Here is a 19,199-nt window from a genome sequence, read left to right as displayed (position 1 = left end):
GGTGTCGTTTTAAAAAGCGTCGTGGTTCGGACTCGCCGAGGCGGTGTGTCGCCGTCGTTGAGGGGGACCCGATTCGGTGGGTTCTCAGGCGTGGGTCGCCCGGAACTGGCCGTGTTTTACGCCGATTGCGAACGCGAGCGCCCCGAAGACGAGCATCGACGGGACAACCATCATCAGCGTGATACGCAGCGGCATCACGCCGCTTCCGATCAGTCCCGCGGCGCCGACCGCGACGATCAGTACCAGAAGCGCCGCCGCGCGTGGGAGGTCAAACTCCATGTCCATGATACGTTCCGGGACCGCCTAAACGTTCGGCTCGACGACGGCCGTCGCGTCGGGCGGGGGCACCCTCTCACGCCTCGATGATCTCGTCGTCGTCCGCCTCGTCCGGCAGCGTCAGTTCGCCCTCGGTCGAGACGACCGCGCGGCCGCCGACCCGGACCGCGTCGCCGTCGACGCGCACCCTGACGTGCCCGGGGCGGTCGACGAAGTGACCCTGCTCGAAGCGGAGCTCGTCGGGGAAGTCGCCGTCGAACGCGTCGACCGCCCGGAGGTACGCCCCGACCGCGCCGTTCGCCGCGCCCGTGACGGGGTCCTCGGGGATGCCGAGCCCGGGCGCGAACGCCCGGCCGTGGAGCGTCGATTCCGCGTCGAGCGCGTCGAACGTGAACGCGTAGATCCCGGCGGCGTCGTGCGCGTCCGAGATCGCCTCGACGGCGGCCGCGTCGGGCTCGGCCTCGCCGAGCCGCTCCAGGAAGTTGACGGGGACGACGAGCCACGGGAGCCCGGTCGAGGCGACGGCGACCGGGAGGTCGGCCCCGACGTCGCGGAGGGCCGCGGGGTCGATCCCGAGCGCGGCGCCGAGGCGGTCGGCGTCGAGCTCGGGATCGTCCACGGCGTCGACCGTCGGCGGGTTCTGTCGCATCCAGACGGTGCCGTCGTCGTCGATCCGGACCTCGAGGTCGCCGACGTTCGTCCGGAGGGTGCGCTCGCCGGCGTCGACCTCGCCCGCGGCGTGCAGGGCGGCGTAGCTCGCGATCGTGGCGTGGCCGCACATCTCGACCTCCGTGGAGGGGGTGAAGTACCGGACCCGCTCGTCGGCGCCGTCGCCCGCGTCGGACAGGAACGCGGTCTCGGAGGCGCCGAGCTCGGCGGCGATCCGCCCCATCCGGTCGTCGCTCAGGCCCGCGGCGTCCGGCACCACGCCGGCGACGTTCCCGGCCAGCGGTTCGTCCGTGAACGCGTCGACGAGCAGCGCGCGTCGCGTCTCCATGCCTCACCCTCGCGGGGGCGCCTGAAAAGGGTCCCGAGCCGGCTCGGGGCGATGTCAACCCTTTTGCCCTCGACGGCGGATGTACCCCTATGGGCCTCTTCGACCGGTTGCGCGGGACCGACACTCCGCGCGTGGCGTTCATCGGGATCGACGGTCTCCCGCACGGTCTCGTCGCCGACAACCCGGACACGTTCCCGACGCTCTCGGCGATCGCCGACGCCGGCGACGGCGGACCGATCGACAGCGTCGTGCCGCCGGAGTCGAGCGCGTGCTGGCCCGTCCTCACCAGCGGTCGAAACCCGGGCGAGACCGGAGTCTACGGCTTTCAGGACCGAGAGATCGGCACCTACGACACCTACGTGCCGATGGGGCGGGACGTGCAGGCGACCCGCGTGTGGGACCGCGCCACCGACGCCGGGCTCGACGCGACGGTGATGAACGTCCCCGTCACGTTCCCCCCGCAGCGGACGGTGCAGCGGATGGTGTCGGGCTACCTCTCGCCCGACCTGGACAAGGCCGCCCACCCCGACGAGCTCCGCAAGTACCTCACGGGGAGCGACTACCGGCTGTCGGTGAACGCGAAGCTCGGGCACAAGGCCGATAAATCGGCGTTCGTCGAGCACGCCCGCGAGACGCTCGACGCCCGCGCCGCCGCCTTCTCCCGGTACGTCGAGCGCGACGACTGGGACCTGTTCGTCGGCGTGTTCACGGCGCCGGACCGGGTCAACCACTTCCTGTGGGGCGACTACGCGGAGTCGGGCGAGTACCGCGAGGCGTTCCTCGACTTCTACGCCGCGCTCGACGAGCACGTCGGTGCGATCCGGGAGGCGCTCCCGAGCGACGTCCGCCTCGTCGTGGGGTCGACGCACGGCTTCGCGCGGCTCCGCTACGACGTCTACTGCAACGAGTGGCTGGAGCGGGAGGGGTGGCTCTCGTACACCGACGGCGACGACCACGGCGCGCTGACGGACATCGACGGCGACACCCGCGCGTACTCGCTGGTCCCCGGCCGGTTCTACCTCAACCTGGAGGGCCGCGAACCGGACGGGGTCGTCCCCGAGTCGGAGTACGAGACCGTGCGCGCCGAGCTGCAGGACGCCCTCGAAGCGTGGGAGGGGCCGGACGGGCGGCCGGTCGCGAAGCGCGTCGTCGAGCGCGAGACCGTCTTCCGCGGCGACCACGACGAGATCGCGCCGGACCTCGTCGTCATCCCGAACGAGGGGTTCGACCTCAAGTCCGGCTTCCGCCCCCACGACGAGGTGTTCGACCCGGACGGCCCGCGGACGGGGATGCACACCTTCGAGGACGCCGCCCTCTTCGTCGACCACCCGGACGCGAAGGTCGAGGACGCGGACCTGCTCGACGTCGCGCCGACCCTCCTGCGGCTCCTCGACGTCGACTACGGCCGGACCGACCTCGACGGCGCGAGCCTGATCTGAGATGGAAGAGACGCCGGACGGGACCCCGGTCGGCGTCGACGACCCGTACGCGGTCGCCGGCGTCTGCGACCACCTGACCGACGACGGTCGGTGTCGGTTCGCGCTGACGCGCGCCGGCGACGACCCCGAGTTCGCCGCCGCGCGCCGCGCCGACGGCTACGCCTGCCACGTCGGCCCCGACGGCGACTGGCGGCGGTGTCCCCACTACCGTTCGACGACGGACGGCCGCGAGTGCCGCCGCTGCGGGCTCGAAGAGGTCCGGATCGCTCACGACGACGCCCGCCCGCTGGTGGAGGAACACCACCTCTCGTACGGCGGCGGGGACGGCGGGGAGGCGGATCGGGAAAGCGTCGACGGCGACGTCGACCGAAACGCCGACGATGACGGGGACGCCGACGGGAATCGCGACGCCGACCGAAACGCCGACGGCGACCGCGCCGCCGACGCCGGCCCCCACGAGATCACGGTCGCGCTGTGTCGCTGGTGTCACACGAAGGTTCACAAGTCGTTCGCGCGGATCGACGACGACGCCAGTCCGGATCCCGAGGCGATCGCGGAACGCGAGGGGCGCCGGAGCAAAGAGCGGTCGGAGTCGGCCTTCGAGACGGCCAGCGAGCGCTTCGACGAGACCGAGTAGCCCGGTCCCCGGTCGCCGCCGGCGTCGAGGCCGGAGACCCGTCTCAGGCGTCGTCCGGCTTCGGCCGGATCAGGTTCGCGAGGGCGACGAGCGCGCCGAGGAACCAGCCGAGGGGCACGGAGATCCCGACCCACATCAGCACGTAGCCGAGGCCGGCGACGCCCCACTGCTCGCCGAACGTCTCCAGGTCGAAGGCGCCGCGGAGCGTCTCGTTGATCCCGCCGACGCCGAGGAGCGTGTCGAGGATCCAGACCGCGAGGTCGTAGCTCGGGTCTAAGACGAAACCGGAGACGGCGGGCGTGAGCAGCCCGGCGACCACCGGCGGGAGGAAGATCGCGGTCATCGCGAACGGGTACGCGAGGAGCACGCTGACGAACCGCCCGCCGACCTTCGAGAAGCCGGCGGCCGCGCCCGCGGAGACGACGGCGACGACGCTGGCGCCGCCGATCCCGAGCATCACCGCGGTCGGCAGCTGGAAGTGCGCGAGGAGGGTGAGCGACCCCCAGACGAGCGTCGCGACGACCACGACGCCCGCCACGCCGATGCGGGCGACGGCCGAATCGAGCTTCGCGGCGTAGAACCGCGTGGCGAACCCGACGAGCAGGAGCGGGTACACGACCGCGACGAGCGGGCCGCCGAGTACCGCCCAGAGGTAGTACCCGACCGTCTGGACGGGCGTCTCCGGTTTCCACTTCCCCAGCACCGAGCTCGGATCGAGCTGCCGCGGGAAGACGACCTCCATCCACGTCTCGTGGAGCCGGACCACGTCAAGGAGGAGCGCTTCCACCAGCCCCGTCTGTCCTCGGCGTTCCATTTGACTCATCTCGCACACGCCGCAACGTGAACTTTGTGCCTTCGCTCGCGGATCCGATACTCGTCGCACCGCCGATTATCGGACCGGGATCCGCGCGCCGATCCGGTTAAGCGTACCAGAAGGCCCCTCCGGAGATGGAGGGACGTGAACCGCTCGCGGCCGCCGCCGCATCGGCGTCCGTCGCCGTCGCGGGGTGTACCGCCGGCGAGGACGGGGCCACGATTCCGACGCGAGCCCGGCTCGGATCCCGTCCGACGCGTCGGTCGGCGGGCGGTCGGGCACCCCCTCGTCCGCACGGACGACGCGGAGTTGATCCGCCGGCTGCTGGAACAAGCTAACCGGCGCGGAATCGGCGGCGAGAGCGTTCCGGTGTCCCTCTGCGTCGCGACCGTCACAAGGGGACGCAATCGCGTTCGCCGGCGTCCACCCGACCGCGACCGACGGCGGTGACGCCCTCCTCTCGCTGATGGAACAGGTCGAACACCGGTCGTCGGAGTGGGCGTCGATCCGGTTTCGAGACCCTCTACCGGCCACACAGTGACGTCTCCGATCTCCCGACCGAAGTCCGTTTGTCAACGACGTTTTCGCGATCGGAAACGTCTCTCTCCGTAACTGATTTAATAAACAATCAACCGAGTGAGCGTGTTCCACGACACGAGACCGTGGCGGCGTAGCGAGCTCGTCGGATGTCGCGGCGCGAGCGCTCCGTAGCTCCGGCTCCGTCGATCGTGGCCCTTCACGATGGACCGAAGAAACCCAACTCAACACCGACCGGTTACCGTCCTCGTCATCTGTGTCATTGTTGTTTCAGTTGCTGCGATAATTATATGCGCAGTACCAGTAGATGGTGTTTTGTGGAACGTTGATCAGGTGGAGAATGTTTCGGTGAGCTCCAGCGAAAATCAGACAATCAGCGGAATAAAAGTATATAGTAAAACAGATCCAGTCAAAATTAAGGTAGGAAAGTTGGTTGAGGCAGGTGCTGAGTTTGATGAGAATAATACTTCCTATGATCTTAAGAATGGTAGGGCGACAGATGATTCAGAAGTTATTATCAAAGATCCAGATACTACTGAGGCAACTATTATCGTGAAATCTTCTGCATTACATGATACAGAGTTATTTGGCGTTGAGATTGAAAATATGAACACTTCGAACCTGAGTATGTTCAATCAGGGACTTAATAGGATAAATAGAGAATTCATATATAATTCATCGCAGTCCGGAATATACAATAAAACAGAATTTTCAGTTCAGCCATCTGCAAATATTTCGGTTAAGTCGGAGTCGTATGATAATGAGACAGATACACTCAGCCTTGATGAGGTCAATCTTGGGGATAATCCAGATAACCAGATAGTCGTTTGGAATAAATCCTCAAATGGAAACCTTACTGAGAGGATCAATACAACCCAAGAGAAGCAAAAATCAATATCATTTGAGAATAGTTCTATTGAAGGCGAAGAAAACATTGCAATTACAATTCAGCCAGAGTGGTCAAGTTCATCAAAAGTAATCTATGCAGTAGATAGTACAACAATTACGATACCAAGGTCTCCGGTACAAACCGCAGAGGATAAAGATACGAATATTACTCTCAACTCAAATTTGACTCAACCAGTTTTGGGAGGTGTATACAATGCTAAAATAGGCCCCACATACAATAAATCAAGAATAAGATTGGTCAAAATTTCTAGCAATAGAACCTTCGCTACAGCGAATCTGTCCACACCAGATTCGGGACGGACAACGATCGGTCTCAACACCTACGCGTTCGGTAACGAGTCACTCACCGACGATCTCATCACGGCGGGACCGAACGCGACCGTCGAGTCCGTTAACGCGACGGCGTCGGACGGGACGCTCCCTCCCGGAGAGTACCGGATCGAAGTTCGTTCCGAGCAGGGACTCGCCACGACGACCGATGAGGCGACCGTCGCGATCGGGAGCCGATCGACGAACGGGATGCGCGCTTACGCGACGACCGACCTCGATCGGGCGGACCTCGGAACGACCGACGCGGTGCGGCGAGCGATCGCGAACGGAACGCTCTCGCCGACCTCGACCGTCGCGCCGAACGAGACCGTGGCGTACGCCGTCAATGCCACGGGATTGAGCGGACTGCCGGCCGCCCGGGGCGCCGCGTTGGAGAACGGCTCGGACCTCGCCCGGCTCGACGGGCTCGCGTTCGGCGTGCGGTCGAACGCGTCGACAACGGCGACGGGGGACGCCGGGTCCGACTCGGACGGGGCGGTTCCGAGGAACGCGTCCGTGCACGTCGACGGGAAGGGGCTCTACCTCGTCGCCGAGGGCGACGACGCGCTCGCGACCGACGAGACGCCCGCCGACGGCGAGGCGTTCACCGCCGAGTTCCGCGTGGAGGACGAACAGCTGCGGGAAGCCGCAGCGGATCCGACGAGCGACCACGCCGCGTCGACGACCGTCTCCTTCGAGGCGGCGACATCGGAGGGCGGCGTCGACCCGAGCGACGGGTCGCTTGAGGTGGATGCCGATCAGACCGGTGAGGCCGGAGGCGGTAGCGGCGGGGGCGGTGGCGGAGCGGGTGGTGGTGGAGGAGGTACCAGCGCCGTGGCGGGCGGTGGTGGTGGCGGCGGTGGCGCGGGTGGCGGCGGTGCCAGTGGTGGCGGCGGCGGGGGTGGGGGCGGCGGAGCCGGTGGGACGCCGGGAGCGGGGTCCTCGGTGGAGAACTCGGAAGCGGGCGGCGGCGGTGACGAGACGCGGGCCGGGGTCGGTCGGACCGGTCTCCGGTTCGTGAGTCAGCGGGGTACGAGCGTCCGGCGGGGTGCGCGTAACGGCCCGGACAGGTCGCCCGTGGCCGTCGCGCCCGCGGGAATCGGCTCCGCCGGCGGGGGCGCTGCGTCGGAGGCGGACGAGAGCGAATCGGCCGTGAGCGAATCGACCGAGAGCGAGTCGGAGGCGAGCGAACCGACCGAGGGCGGCGGTCCGAACTCGCCCGCGCCGGAGTCCGACGCGGACGCCGGAGAGCCGGTGACGCCGGCCTACGAGGACGCGCCGATTCGGGCGACCGCCGAGGACGTGCCGGGGTTCGGGCCGGTCGGCACGCTGATCGCGCTTCTCCTCGCCGGGAAGGTCGCCGGATACCGACGGGGCTCGGAACGGTGAAACCGGAACGAGCCGCGGAGCCGGCGGTATCCTTTTGCTGGACCGCTCCCTTCCGTCGCCTATGAGCGTGACGATCACCCCGCCACGGGAGCGCGAGTGCGAGCTGTGCGGTCGCCGGGAGCGGTGGGACGAGGACGCCACCGGCTGGCAGATAGCCGACGAGCCGGGCGAGGTCTACTGCATCCACGAGTGGGACATCAACGGGACGTTCACGCCGCTTCGGGAGTGACCGACTCCGCGGCCGGGGAGGTCGCCGACTCCGACGCCGTCGGCGATCGGACGCCCGCAGTCCGACGACCGGACACCCACCGTCCGACGACCGGCGTCCCGCTCGATCGACGGGGAACCAGGACGCGCCCGCTCCTCGGTTCGGTGCCGCTCGACCGCCGATCGGTTCGGAGTTGACGAAGCCCAACCGAAACGCCGAATATACGCTCGTCTGAGTGAAGATTCGCCTTCGGATTCGGATCGATATGGTTACCGGGCGTCTAAACTGATCGAACAGGGACCGTGTTAACGGTTATCAACCCCTGATGAATAATTACCTTATATTCCCTAATGTGTGTACGAGGGATCCTACCCGTATCAGGGTCATACCTTTAAGCGATCGTTCGTGAGTGGTAGGTATGACCGAGCCACGTAGTAACACCCGGGGGGGTTCGGAGTCCTCGGGTCGCGGTGGGGGGCTTGCGACGGTAACGGACGAGCGATCGAACTGCGGGATCGGCGGCATCGTCGACCTCGACGGCGACCCGAGCCACGACACGGTGACCGACGCGGTCCGGTTGCTGGAGAACCTCGAACACCGCGGCACCACGGGCGCGGAGGAGAACACCGGCGACGGCGCCGGGATCATGGTCTCGCGCCCGGACGAGTTCTTCCGCGACGTCGTCGACGCCGACCTGCCCGAGGAGTACGCGGTCGGCTCCGTCTTCATGCCGACGGAGGGAAGCGTGCAGGCGGAGATCCACGACGTCATCGCCGAGGTGTTCTCCGTCTACGGGCTGGAGGTCCTGGAGTGGCGTTCCGTCCCGACGGACAACGCGGACCTCGGCGCGACCGCGCTCGACTCCGAGCCGGAGGTCGCGCAGCTGTTCGCCGCGCCCGTCGAGGGCGCCGGCCTCGCCGAGCGGTTCACCAGCGAGGAGACCCGCCCGGACGACGTCGACCCGGAGCTGCTCGGCTTCGACCGCGCCCTGTACGCGGCCCGACGCGAGATCGAGAACGCGGTCGCCGACGTCGACGGCGCCGGGCGCTTCTACGTCTGCTCGCTCGACCGCCAGCGCGTCGTGTACAAGGGCCTGCTGAAGGGATCACAGCTCGCCGACTACTTCCCCGACCTGACCGACGAGCGTTTCGCGAGCCACGTCGCCTTGGTCCACGCCCGGTTCTCGACGAACACGCTCGGCGCGTGGCACCTCGCGCACCCGTACCGCAATATCGTCCACAACGGCGAGTTCAACACGATCCGCGGGAACGTGAACTGGATGCGCGCCCGCGAGAACGACCTCGACCACCCGGCGTTCGGCGCCGAGCTCGACACGATCAAGCCGGTGATCGACGACCCGAACCAGTCCGACACCGCGAGCGTCGACAACGCGGTCGAGCTCCTCCTGCAGGCCGGTCGCGACCTCCCGCACACCCTCCGGATGCTGATCCCGGAGGCGTTCCGCGACGACGACCTGATGGACGCGGCCCGCACCGACTTCTACGACTACCACGCCTCCCTCGTCGAGCCGTGGGACGGGCCCGCCCTCGTCATCGGCTTCGACGGCGAGCAGGTCGCCGGGGTCCTCGACCGCAACGGGCTCCGTCCGTGCCGGTACGAGGTGACCGACGAGAACCGGCTGATCGTCGGGAGCGAGGTCGGCGCGCTGCCGACCGATCCCGCCGACGTGCAACGCCGCGGACGGCTCCAGCCCGGGGAGATCTTCGTCGCCGACCCCGAGGAGGGACGGATCGTCCCGGACGACGAGGTGTTCGCCGAGCTCACCGACGAGAAGTACGGCGAGTGGGTCGAGGAGCGGCAGGTCGACCTCGACGACGTCGCGAGCGAGGTCGACGCCGAGGCGGAGACGGTTGACACGCCCGACGCGCCCGACGAGAGCGACGGGAGCGCCGGGGACGACGAGCCGACCGTCCGGGCGCATCAGGCCGCGTTCGGCTACACGACCGACTCGCTGAACCACCTCGTCGAGCCGATGGCGACGGACGGGAAAGACCCCGTGGGATCGATGGGCGACGACACGCCGCTGTCGGTGCTCGCCGACGTCGACCGCCCGCTGTTCACCTACTTCAAACAGCTGTTCGCGCAGGTGTCGAACCCGCCGATCGACTACATCCGCGAGGAGCTCGTCACCTCGCTGGAGACCCGGATGGGGAACCAGCGGAACCTGCTCGACGAGACCCCCGAGCACGCCGAGCAGATCGTCTCGGACTCGCCGATCCTCACCGACGCCGAGGCGGCCGCGCTGAAGGCGCTCGACGGTGAGCCGGTCGACGGCGACGGGCCGGCGTTCGACTCGGTGACGGTCGACATCACGTACGACCGCGACGCGTCGCTCGTCGACGCCGTCACCCGGATCCGCAACGAGGCCGCGGCCGCGATCGAGGACGGCGTCGACGTGGTCGTCCTCTCCGACCGCGCGGTCGGCCCCGACCGCCTCGCGGTCCCGAGCCTGCTCGCGACCGGCGCGGTCCATCACCACCTCGTCCGGAACGGGCTGCGGAACCGGGCCGGGGTCGTCGTCGAGTCGGGCGAGCCGCACGAGGTCCATCACGTCGCGACGCTCGTCGGCTACGGCGCCGACGCGATCGACCCGTACCTCGCGTACGACTCCATCGCGGACGTCGTCGCGGGGCCGGACGGCGCCGACGAGGACGAGGCCCTGGCGGCGTACCGCGGCGCGCTGGAGGACGGCCTCCTCAAGACGATGGCGAAGATGGGCATCTCGACGATGGAGTCGTATCAGGGCGCCCAGATCTTCGAGGCGGTCGGGCTCGCCTCCGAGTTCGTCGGCGAGTACTTCGAGGGGACCGAGATCCGCACCGAGGGGATCGGGATCGAGGAGATCGAGGACGACCTCCGGACGCGCCACGCGATGGCGTTCGGCGCCGATCCCGAGCTGGCGACCACGGGCGAGTACGAGCACCGCTCGTCGGGGATCAAACACGGTTGGAACCCGCAGACGGTCGGTACGCTCCAGCAGGCGGTCCGGGGCGGCGACTACGAGCAGTACCGGGAGTTCGCGGAGCTGGTGAACGACCAGTCCGAGGAGCTCCAGACGCTGCGCGGGCTCTTAGAGTTCGATTCCGACCGCGACCCGGTCCCGGTCGAGGAGGTCGAGCCGGTCGAGTCGATCGTCGAGCGCTTCTCGACGGCCGCGATGAGCCTCGGGAGCATCTCGCCGGAGGCCCACGAGAACAACGCGATCGCGATGAACCGGATCGGCGCGAAGTCGAACACCGGCGAGGGCGGCGAGCCGCCGGAGCGGTTCGACACCGAGAAGGAGTGTTCGGTCAAGCAGGTCGCCTCCGGGCGGTTCGGCGTCACCGCCGACTACCTCGCGAGCGCGGACGAGCTGCAGATCAAGATGGCCCAGGGGTCGAAGCCCGGCGAGGGCGGCCACCTCCCCGGCGAGAAGGTCAACGAGATGATCGCGCACGTCCGGTGTTCGACGCCGGGCGTCGGGCTCATCTCGCCGCCGCCGCAACACGACATCTACTCGATCGAGGACCTCAAGCAGCTCATCTTCGACCTGAAGGCCGCGAACCCCGACGCCGACGTCAACGTGAAGCTCGTCTCCGAGGCCGGCATCGGCACCATCGCGGCCGGCGTCGCGAAGGCGAACGCGGACGTCGTCCACGTCTCCGGCCACGACGGCGGGACTGGGGCGTCTCCGAAGACCTCGATCAAGAACGCGGGGCTCCCGTGGGAGCTCGGCCTCGCCGAGGCGAACCAGATGCTCCGCGCGACCGGCCTGCGCGACCGCATCCGCGTCACCGCGGACGGCGGGCTCAAGACCGGCCGGGACGTGGCCGTGGCGGCCGCGCTCGGCGCCGAGGAGTACGTGTTCGGCACCGCGTCGCTCGTCACCTCCGGCTGCGTGATGGCCCGCCAGTGCCACGAGAACACCTGCCCGGTCGGCGTCGCGACCCAGCGCGAGGACCTCCGCCAGCGCTTCCCCGGCCAGCCGGACCACGTCATCAACTACATGACGTTCATCGCCCAGGAGCTCCGCGAGATCATGGCCGAGCTCGGCTACACCGAGGTCGAGGAGTTCATCGGGCGGCCGGGGCTCCTCTCGCAGCGCGAGACCGACCACGAGAAGGCGAAGCACCTCGACCTCTCGGCGGTGATCGCCGAGCCCGCGGGCGACGCCCGGACCAAGACCCGCGAGCAGGACGACGCCGACATCGAGGACCTCCTCGACTGGGACCTCATCGACGAGGCGACCCCGGCCATCGAGGACGGCGCGCCGGTCGCGCTCACCCGCGACGTGGCGAACGTCGACCGCGCGGTCGGCGCGACGCTCTCGAACCGCGTCGTCTCCGAGCACGGCGGCGAGGGGCTCCCCGACGACACCGTCACCTGCCGGTTCGACGGCTACGCCGGCCAGAGCTTCGGCGCGTTCCTCGCGCCCGGCGTCACCCTGGAGCTGACCGGCGCCGCCAACGACTACCTCGGAAAGGGGCTCTCCGGCGGTCGGATCGTCGTCAACACGCCGGAGGAGGCCGGCTACGACCCCGCCGAGAACGTCGTCGCCGGCAACGTCGGGCTGTACGGCGCCACCGACGGCGAGGCGTACGTCAACGGCGTCGCCGGCGAGCGGTTCGGCGTCCGCAACTCCGGCGTAAAGGCCGTCGTCGAGGGCGTCGGCGACCACGGCTGCGAGTACATGACCGGCGGCGTCGTCGCCGTGCTCGGCGACACGGGGCGGAACTTCGCGGCCGGGATGTCCGGCGGCGTCGCCTACGTGTACGACCCCGACGACCGGTTCGACGACCGCGTGAACCGCGGGATGGTATCGGTGTCTCGGACGCTCGACGAGTCCGACGAGCGCATGCTCCGCCGCCTTGTAGAGAACCACCGCGCGTACACCGGGAGCGACCGCGCGGCCGAGCTGCTCGACGACTGGCCCGCGACGCTGGACGACTTCGTCCGGGTCTTCCCCGACGCGTACGCCGACGTCATCGCCGAGGGCAAGGGCGCCGACGTGCGCGACGAGCCGCCGGCGCCGGCCGAGGCCGTCCCGGGCGCCGCGACCGACCCGACCGGACAGGCGTCGAGCGACGACTGACGCGGACGGGGGTCGGTCGTCTCTGTCGGTAGTTTTAATCGATCGTCGCCGTCGGGGATGTCGGAACCGACACCGTCCGGTTTAAGCCGGGCGGGGACCTGAATACGACATCGCAGCCGTGACCGACGATGAGTGAGGGAATCTCGGAGGGCGACGCCCTCCGTCGAATGTACCGGATCACCGCCGACCAGGAGCGGTCGTTCGAGGAGAAGCTCCCGGAGCTGTTGGACCTCGGTCGCGCGTACCTCGGCGTGGAGGCCGGCTTCCTCACCGAGATCGACGACGAGACGCAGGTGATCGTGGACGCGCGCGGCGACCACGAACTGCTGCAGGCCGGCCGGAGCTGCCCGCTGTCGAAGGCGTACTGCAGGCGGACCGTCGACCTCGACGGCGCGCTGACGGTCCAGCACGCCCGGGTCGAGGGCTGGGAGAGCGACGCCGCCTACGAGGAGTTCGGGCTGGAGGCGTACATCGGCGCGAAGGTCGTGGTCAACCGCGAGGTGTACGGCACCTTCTGTTTCGCCGACACCGAGGCGCGCGACCGGCCCTTCTCGGACGACGAGGAGACGTTCGTGGAGCTGCTGGCCCAGTGGGTCGGCTACGAGCTGTTCCGGAAGCAGGCGACCGATCGGATGCAGCGCCAGCGCGACCAGTTGGAGGAGTTCACTCGCGTCGTCTCGCACGACATCCGGAACCCGCTCGGGATCGTCGACGGCTACCTCGACATGGCGGAGCGGACCGGCGACCCGGAGCACTTCCAGCGGTGCCGCGACGCGCTCGACCGGATGGAGTCGCTGATCGACGACCTGCTCTTCCTCACGCGGGAGGGACAGACGATCGGCGGTCGCGAGGAGATCGACCTCGCGACGCTCGCCGACGAGTCGTGGTCGTTCGTGAGCGGCGAGGCGGCGACGCTCTCGGTCGAGACCGACCGGGTCGTCCTCGGCGACTGGAGCCGCCTCCAGCAGGTGTTCGAGAATCTGTTCAGGAACGCGATCGAACACGGCGGCGACGACGTGACGGTCCGGGTGGGCGACCTCGCGGACGGGACGGGGATCTACGTCGAAGACGACGGAAGGGGGATCCCCGAGGACGAGCGCGACGACGTGTTCGTCGACGGCTACTCCACGGCCGCCTCAGGCACCGGGCTGGGGCTGACGATCATCCAGCAGGTGGTCTCGGCGCACGGCTGGGAGATCGCCGTGACGGAGAGCGCCGAGGGCGGAGCGCGGTTCGAGATCAGCGGAATGGAGTTCGTCGAGTCGGAGACGGACGACGGCGAGTAGCTGAGGGGCCTAGTTGCGACCTCCGCTAAGTGAGGGTCTGTCTCGGTCGCGGTCGATACGGACACAGTGGCGATCGACTGCGGGAGTGAGTGTTGCAGATTGGTAGTGGCAACAGCGTGTTTAAAACAGAACTGAGCGATGGCGACAATCACTTATAACTGAATGCGGTGCGGTGGCGCGCCTGCGAGCGGCCGCCACCGGCGGCCGCGAGCCAGCCCGCGAGGGACGCGGTGAGCGCTCGCAGAGCGCGAACCGCGAGGCTGGGGAGGCGTGAGGCTGCGGTCGCTGTGCGGGGTGGGACTCAAAGGGGCAGCCGACGAGGACGGCGTAGGCGACGTAAGCACCGGAATGAGGGAGCGAAGCGACCGAATGAGAAGCGCAGCGAGCGTACGCCGTCCTCGTCGGCTGGGGCTTTGGATGCCGTCACCGCAGCAGCGTCGATCACTTATAAAACACCGACAGCAACATCGTAATCCGTCTTACAAATAATCACACTCACAACGTGCTATACCCTCTCCCGCGATCGATCGGGGACTGATCATACGCGAACGGGCCTTTCGGACGAACCCGCCTGAAGGAGATGATTTCATCAGCGCCGTCGGAGAGAGCCGATCGCCGTCAGTCGTGGCGGAAGCAGCGCGAGCCGGTGAACGCCATCGCCATGTCGCGCTCGTCGGCGGCGGCGATCACGTCCTCGTCGTTGACGGAGCCGCCGGGCTGGATCATGGCCTCGACCCCGGCCTCGGCGGCCTCCTCGATCGCGTCCGGGAACGGGAAGAAGGCGTCCGAGGCCATCACGGCGCCCTCGGCGGACTTCCCCTCGGCGTCCTTCTCGGCCTTCATCGCCGCGAGCGTCACGGCGTCGACGCGCGACACCTGCCCCATCCCGACGCCGACCGTCTCGGTGCCGGTCGCGAAGAGGATGCCGTTCGACTTGACGTGTTTGAGCGTCTTCCACGCGAACAGCATCGTCTCCAGCTGCTCGTCGGTGGGCTCGCGCTCGGTGACGACCTCCAGGTCGTCGGCGGTCGGCGACTGCCGGTCGCGCTCCTGGACGAGGCGGCCGCCGACGATCGGCTTCTCGGCGAACCGCTCGGCGAAGCGGTCGCCGCCCTCGCCGAGCGGGCCGACGTCGAGCACGCGCAGGTTCTTCTTCTCGCGGAGCACGTCGAGCGCGCTGTCGGTGTAGCCGGGCGCGACGACGACCTCCTTGAACGAGTCGACGATGGCGTCGGCGGTGTCGGCGTCGCACTCGCGGTTCAGGGCGACGATGCCGCCGAAGGCGGACTTCGCGTCGGTCCGGAGCGCGCGGTCGTACGCGTCCGCGAGGTCGTCGCTCGTCGCGCAGCCGGCGGGGTTCGTGTGCTTGATCACGGCGGCCGCGGGCTCATCGAACTCCTTCACGAGGTCCAGGGCGGCGTCGGCGTCGTTGTAGTTGTTGTACCCCATCCCCTTCGCGCCGGGGTTGAGCTGGTCCGCGCCGACGACGCTCGCCTCCTCGCGGCCGTCGTCCGCGTAGAGCGCGGCGTCCTGGTGCGGGTTCTCGCCGTAGCGGAGCGTCTCGACGCGCTCCTCCGAGACGAACCGGCGCTCGGGGAAGTCGCCGCCCGCGTCGCCCTCGACGGTCACGCCGGTCACCTCGTCGACCGGCCCGTCTCCCCCGGTCGCGCCGCCCTCGCGCTCGACCGTCACGCGACTCTCGGCGAACCACCGGACCGCCCGCGGGTACGCCGTGAACTCCGCGTCGTGAAGCACCCGCTCTTTCAGCGCGTCGACGTCGTCGTCGCCGTAGACGGGGACCGGCTCCTGAGTGACGATCGGGCCGTCGTCGATCGCCTCGGTGACGACGTGGACGGTACAGCCCGTCGTCCGGACGCCGGCGTCGAGCACCTGCTCGTGCGCGTCCATGCCCGGGAACGACGGGAGCAGCGAGGGGTGGACGTTCAGCGTCGTCGGCGCCGCGTCGAGGAACGCGTCGGTGAGCACGCGCATGTACCCGTCGAGGCAGACCAGATCGAAGTCGTAGTCGGCGAGCCGGTCTAAGATTCGTCGCTCGTGAGACGCGCGCGACTCCTCCGGCTCGCGCTCGACGACCTCGGTCGGGATCCGGCGCTCGGTCGCGGCCTCCAGCACGGGCGCCTGCTCCCGGTTCGTCAGGACGACCGACAGCTCCGCGCCGCCCGGCGCGACGTCGGCGATGTGTCTGAGGTTCCGCCCCCGGTTGCTCGCGAGTCCGGCGATCTTCATACGCCAGTTGACCGACCGATCGCGTATATCGATTGCGGTCCGGGGCGTCCGAGTATCCACGTACGCGGATACTATTCCCCGAGCGGGGGCGAAAAGCGGATGTACCTATCCACGTCCGTGCGTCACGCCATCGACACGCTTTTGCTGGCTCCGGCGGCAGTCGCGGACATGACCGACGACTCCGAACCGGCGGGCGACGACGCCGTCGCGGGGCTCCCGCGGTCGGACCCCCTCGCGGCCGTCTCCCCGCTCGACGGGCGCTACGCCTCCCGGACCGCGCCGCTGTCGCCGTACGCGAGCGAGGCCGGGCTCATGCGCGCCCGGACCCGCGTCGAGGTCGAGTACCTGATCGAGCTGGCCGCGCTCGACGCCACGCCGATCGCGCTCGACGACGAGACCGAGGCGGCGCTCCGCGACGCGTACGAGTCGTTCTCCGCCGAGGACGCGCGCCTGATCAAGGCGCTCGAAGTGGAGGGCGCCGAGGGGTACGACGCGACCAACCACGACGTGAAGGCGGTCGAGTACTTCCTCCGCGTGCGGCTGGACGACCTGGAGTCGTCCGGGACGGTCGACGACGCCGAGGCGCTCTCCCCGTGGATCCACTTCGGGCTCACCAGCGAGGACGTCAACAACCTCGCGCACCGGCTTCTCCTGAAGCCCGCGGTGAGCGAGGTCCTGGTGCCCGCGGTCCGCGAGGTCAGGGACGCCCTCGCCGACCTCGCGCGGGAGCACCGGGAGACGCCGATGCTCGCGCGCACCCACGGCCAGCCCGCGACGCCGACGACGTTCGGCAAGGAGATGGCGGTGTACGCCTCGCGGCTCGGCCGCGCGCTCGGGCGAGTCGTCGTCGCCAACGGCGACCTCTCCGGGAAGCTGGCGGGCGCCTCGGGCACCTACGCGGCCCACGACGCCGCCTACCCGGACGTCGACTGGCGGGCCTTCTCCGAGTCGTTCGTGCGCGGGCTCGACTTGGAGCACACGCCGCTCGCGACGCAGGTGAACCCCTGCGACGACCTCGCGGCGCTGTTCGACGCGCTCCGGGGCGTCAACAACGTCCTCCTCGACCTGGACCTCGACGCGTGGCTCTACGTCTCCGACCGCTACCTCGGCCAGCGGGCGGTCGAGGGCGAGACCGGCTCCTCGACGATGCCGCACAAGGTGAACCCGATCGACTTCGAGAACAGCGAGGGGAACCTCTCGAAGGCGAACTCGGACCTCGCGTTCCTCGGCGACTACGTGACGAGCTCGCGGCTCCAGCGCGACCTCTCCGACTCCACCGTCAAGCGCAACGTCGGGGGCGCCCTGGCGCACTGTCTCATCGGCTACTCGAAGGCCGAGGACGGGCTCGCGAAGGTCGTCCCGAACGAGGCGGTGATGCGCGAGGAGCTGGCGGCGACCCCCGAGGTGATCGGCGAGGCCGTCCAGACGATCCTCCGGCGCGAGGGCGACACCGACGCCTACGAGCGCGTGAAGGAGCTGACGCGCGGGCGGTCGGTGACGCTCGACGACTTCCGCGAGCTGTTCGGTGACCTCGACGTCGACGAGGACGTGCGCGAGGAGCTGCGGGCGCTGACGCCGGCGGGGTACGTCGGCGTCGCCGACGAGCTCGTCGACGAGATCGACGGGTAGACGGCGGGGCGAGGAGTCCTCGCGGTCGGCGGGGCGACGCCGCGGTCGCCGGGGGCCCGCAAGAGGTTTGTCGATGGCGCGAGCAGGTGCGGTCGATGCCCTCCGACAACGACGACGAGGCCGAGTACTCCGTCTTCGGCAACGAACCGAGCGACGAGTGGAGCGAGGCCGAAGCCGGCGAGCGCGCCGACCCGGATTCGGTCGAGGCGGGAGCGGGGTCCGGGTCGCTGGCGACCGGAGACGGCGACGGCTGTCCGAAGTGCGGGAGCGAGGAGACGGAGACGGACGAGATCGCGACCAGCGGCACCGGTCTCACGAAGCTGTTCGACGTGCAGAACCGGTCGTTCGTCGTGGTCTCGTGTGCGAACTGCGGCTACTCCGAGCTGTACAAGGGCCAGTCGACGGGGAACGCGATCGACTTCTTCGTCGGCTGAGCGCGACGGGAGGACCGCGGTCCGTGGCCGTCCCGCGGCGACGAGAGCGACCGATTTATGTCGGCAGCGATACCGGTTCCGAGCGCGTATGGTCTCCCGCAGAAGCCCCTCCGACCTCCCGGTCGTCGGCGTCGTCGCCGACGGTCGAACGTACAGGCACCTGTTGTACCTCCTGCTCGCGGCCCCGCTCGGGTTCGCCTACTCGGCGCTGTTCGCGTTCGGCGTCGGGGTCGGGCTGGCCCTCTCGGTCGTCCTCGTCGGGCTCGTGGTCCTGTTCGTGACCCTGATGGGCGCCCGGCTCGCCGCGGGCTTCGAGCGCCGGCTCGCGAACGCCCTGCTCGGGACCCACCTGCTGCGCCCGGACGACCTCGCCGACGCCGACGGCGCGCTCGCCGGGGTCAGGACGTACGTCGACGCGCGCTCGACGTGGGCGGGCGTCGGGTTCCTCTCGCTGAAGTTCTGGGTGAGCCTCTTCGCGTTCGTCCCCTTCCTCCTGCTGGCGAGCGCGCTGCCGCTGGTCGTCGCGCCCCTCCGGTACCCCTTCGAGGCCGAGTTCGCCGAGGTCAACGGCGAGCCCGTGACGTGGGCGATCGACACGCTCCCCGAGGCGCTCGTCGCGCTGCCGATCGGCGTCGCCGGCGTCCTCCTCGCGCTCCACCTCGCGAACCTCGTGGCGTACGTCGCCCGCCGGATGGCCCTCGCGCTGCTCGGCCGGCCCGAGCCGACCGGGTCGCGGAGGACGGTCTCCGGCGCCGGCGACGAGCCGCCCGCCGTCGACGACGCCGATGCCACCGAAGCCCAGCTCTCCGACGACGACGGGGACCCGACCCCCGACGTCGACGGCGACGATTCCGACGTCGACGGCGACGATTCCGACGACGGCGGGGTCGATCCCGACGGCGACGGCGAGTTCGACTTCGTCGACGACCCCGAGGGCGACGCCGCCGACCGGGAGTCCGGCGGACGCGACGACGGCTCCGGCTGACTCGGGGACCG

13 protein-coding genes are annotated in these 19,199 nt (G+C 69.0%); 9 read left to right on the top strand and 4 right to left on the bottom strand.

Annotated elements, in window-relative coordinates:
- Positions 1-84 precede the first annotated feature (84 nt).
- Positions 85-279, bottom strand: coding sequence for a DUF7333 family protein (locus ACFQMF_RS05270; protein WP_256408608.1), 195 nt, complete (start codon positions 277-279; stop codon positions 85-87).
- A gap of 73 nt (positions 280-352) precedes the next feature.
- On the bottom strand, positions 353-1,273 hold the full coding sequence (locus tag ACFQMF_RS05265) for a PhzF family phenazine biosynthesis protein (protein ID WP_256408609.1): 921 nt from the start codon (positions 1,271-1,273) through the stop codon (positions 353-355).
- Between the two features lie 89 nt (positions 1,274-1,362).
- On the opposite strand from ACFQMF_RS05265, the gene ACFQMF_RS05260 reads away from it, so the two are divergent.
- On the top strand, positions 1,363-2,712 hold the full coding sequence (locus ACFQMF_RS05260) for an alkaline phosphatase family protein (RefSeq protein WP_256408610.1): 1,350 nt from the start codon (positions 1,363-1,365) through the stop codon (positions 2,710-2,712).
- Between the two features lies 1 nt (position 2,713).
- Positions 2,714-3,349: a DUF7097 family protein gene (locus tag ACFQMF_RS05255; protein ID WP_256408612.1), complete on the top strand. Its 636-nt coding sequence runs from the start codon at positions 2,714-2,716 to the stop codon at positions 3,347-3,349.
- Positions 3,350-3,392: 43 nt separating this feature from the next.
- Here the strand turns inward: ACFQMF_RS05255 and ACFQMF_RS05250 are convergent, their stop codons facing one another.
- Positions 3,393-4,136, bottom strand: a complete 744-nt coding sequence (locus ACFQMF_RS05250; RefSeq protein WP_256408905.1) for a hypothetical protein — start codon at positions 4,134-4,136, stop codon at positions 3,393-3,395.
- A gap of 768 nt (positions 4,137-4,904) precedes the next feature.
- Here ACFQMF_RS05250 and ACFQMF_RS05245 point away from each other — a divergent pair.
- From ACFQMF_RS05245 to ACFQMF_RS05230, 4 genes are all read left to right on the top strand, one after another.
- Positions 4,905-7,307, top strand: coding sequence for a hypothetical protein (locus ACFQMF_RS05245; protein ID WP_256408613.1), 2,403 nt, complete (start codon positions 4,905-4,907; stop codon positions 7,305-7,307).
- A gap of 61 nt (positions 7,308-7,368) precedes the next feature.
- The gene (locus ACFQMF_RS05240; protein WP_256408614.1) at positions 7,369-7,536 is read left to right on the top strand and encodes an HEWD family protein; all 168 of its coding nucleotides are present in this window, start codon (positions 7,369-7,371) and stop codon (positions 7,534-7,536) included.
- A gap of 397 nt (positions 7,537-7,933) precedes the next feature.
- Complete coding sequence (gltB, locus tag ACFQMF_RS05235) at positions 7,934-12,607, top strand: glutamate synthase large subunit (protein ID WP_256408615.1); 4,674 nt, start codon at positions 7,934-7,936, stop codon at positions 12,605-12,607.
- Positions 12,608-12,735: 128 nt separating this feature from the next.
- Positions 12,736-13,893: a sensor histidine kinase gene (locus tag ACFQMF_RS05230; RefSeq protein ID WP_256408616.1), complete on the top strand. Its 1,158-nt coding sequence runs from the start codon at positions 12,736-12,738 to the stop codon at positions 13,891-13,893.
- 618 nt (positions 13,894-14,511) lie between these two features.
- Here the strand turns inward: ACFQMF_RS05230 and purN are convergent.
- Positions 14,512-16,140: a phosphoribosylglycinamide formyltransferase gene (gene purN, locus ACFQMF_RS05225; RefSeq protein WP_256408617.1), complete on the bottom strand. Its 1,629-nt coding sequence runs from the start codon at positions 16,138-16,140 to the stop codon at positions 14,512-14,514.
- A gap of 168 nt (positions 16,141-16,308) precedes the next feature.
- Between purN and purB the strand changes: the two genes are divergently transcribed.
- The 3 genes from purB (at position 16,309) to ACFQMF_RS05210 (ending at position 19,188) form a co-directional block, all read left to right on the top strand.
- On the top strand, positions 16,309-17,769 hold the full coding sequence (purB, locus tag ACFQMF_RS05220; RefSeq protein WP_256408618.1) for an adenylosuccinate lyase: 1,461 nt from the start codon (positions 16,309-16,311) through the stop codon (positions 17,767-17,769).
- A gap of 95 nt (positions 17,770-17,864) precedes the next feature.
- A complete protein-coding gene (locus ACFQMF_RS05215) occupies positions 17,865-18,203 on the top strand; it encodes a zinc ribbon domain-containing protein (protein ID WP_256408619.1) in 339 nt (112 codons plus the stop codon).
- A gap of 88 nt (positions 18,204-18,291) precedes the next feature.
- Positions 18,292-19,188, top strand: coding sequence for a sensor domain-containing protein (locus ACFQMF_RS05210; protein ID WP_256408620.1), 897 nt, complete (start codon positions 18,292-18,294; stop codon positions 19,186-19,188).
- Positions 19,189-19,199 lie beyond the last annotated feature (11 nt).

The sequence above is a fragment of the Halorubrum rutilum genome (genome assembly GCF_042665015.1).
GTDB lineage: Archaea > Halobacteriota > Halobacteria > Halobacteriales > Haloferacaceae > Halorubrum > Halorubrum rutilum.
The sequence above is the reverse complement of the archived record's forward strand: the minus strand, read 5'-3'. Positions and strand labels throughout refer to the sequence as shown.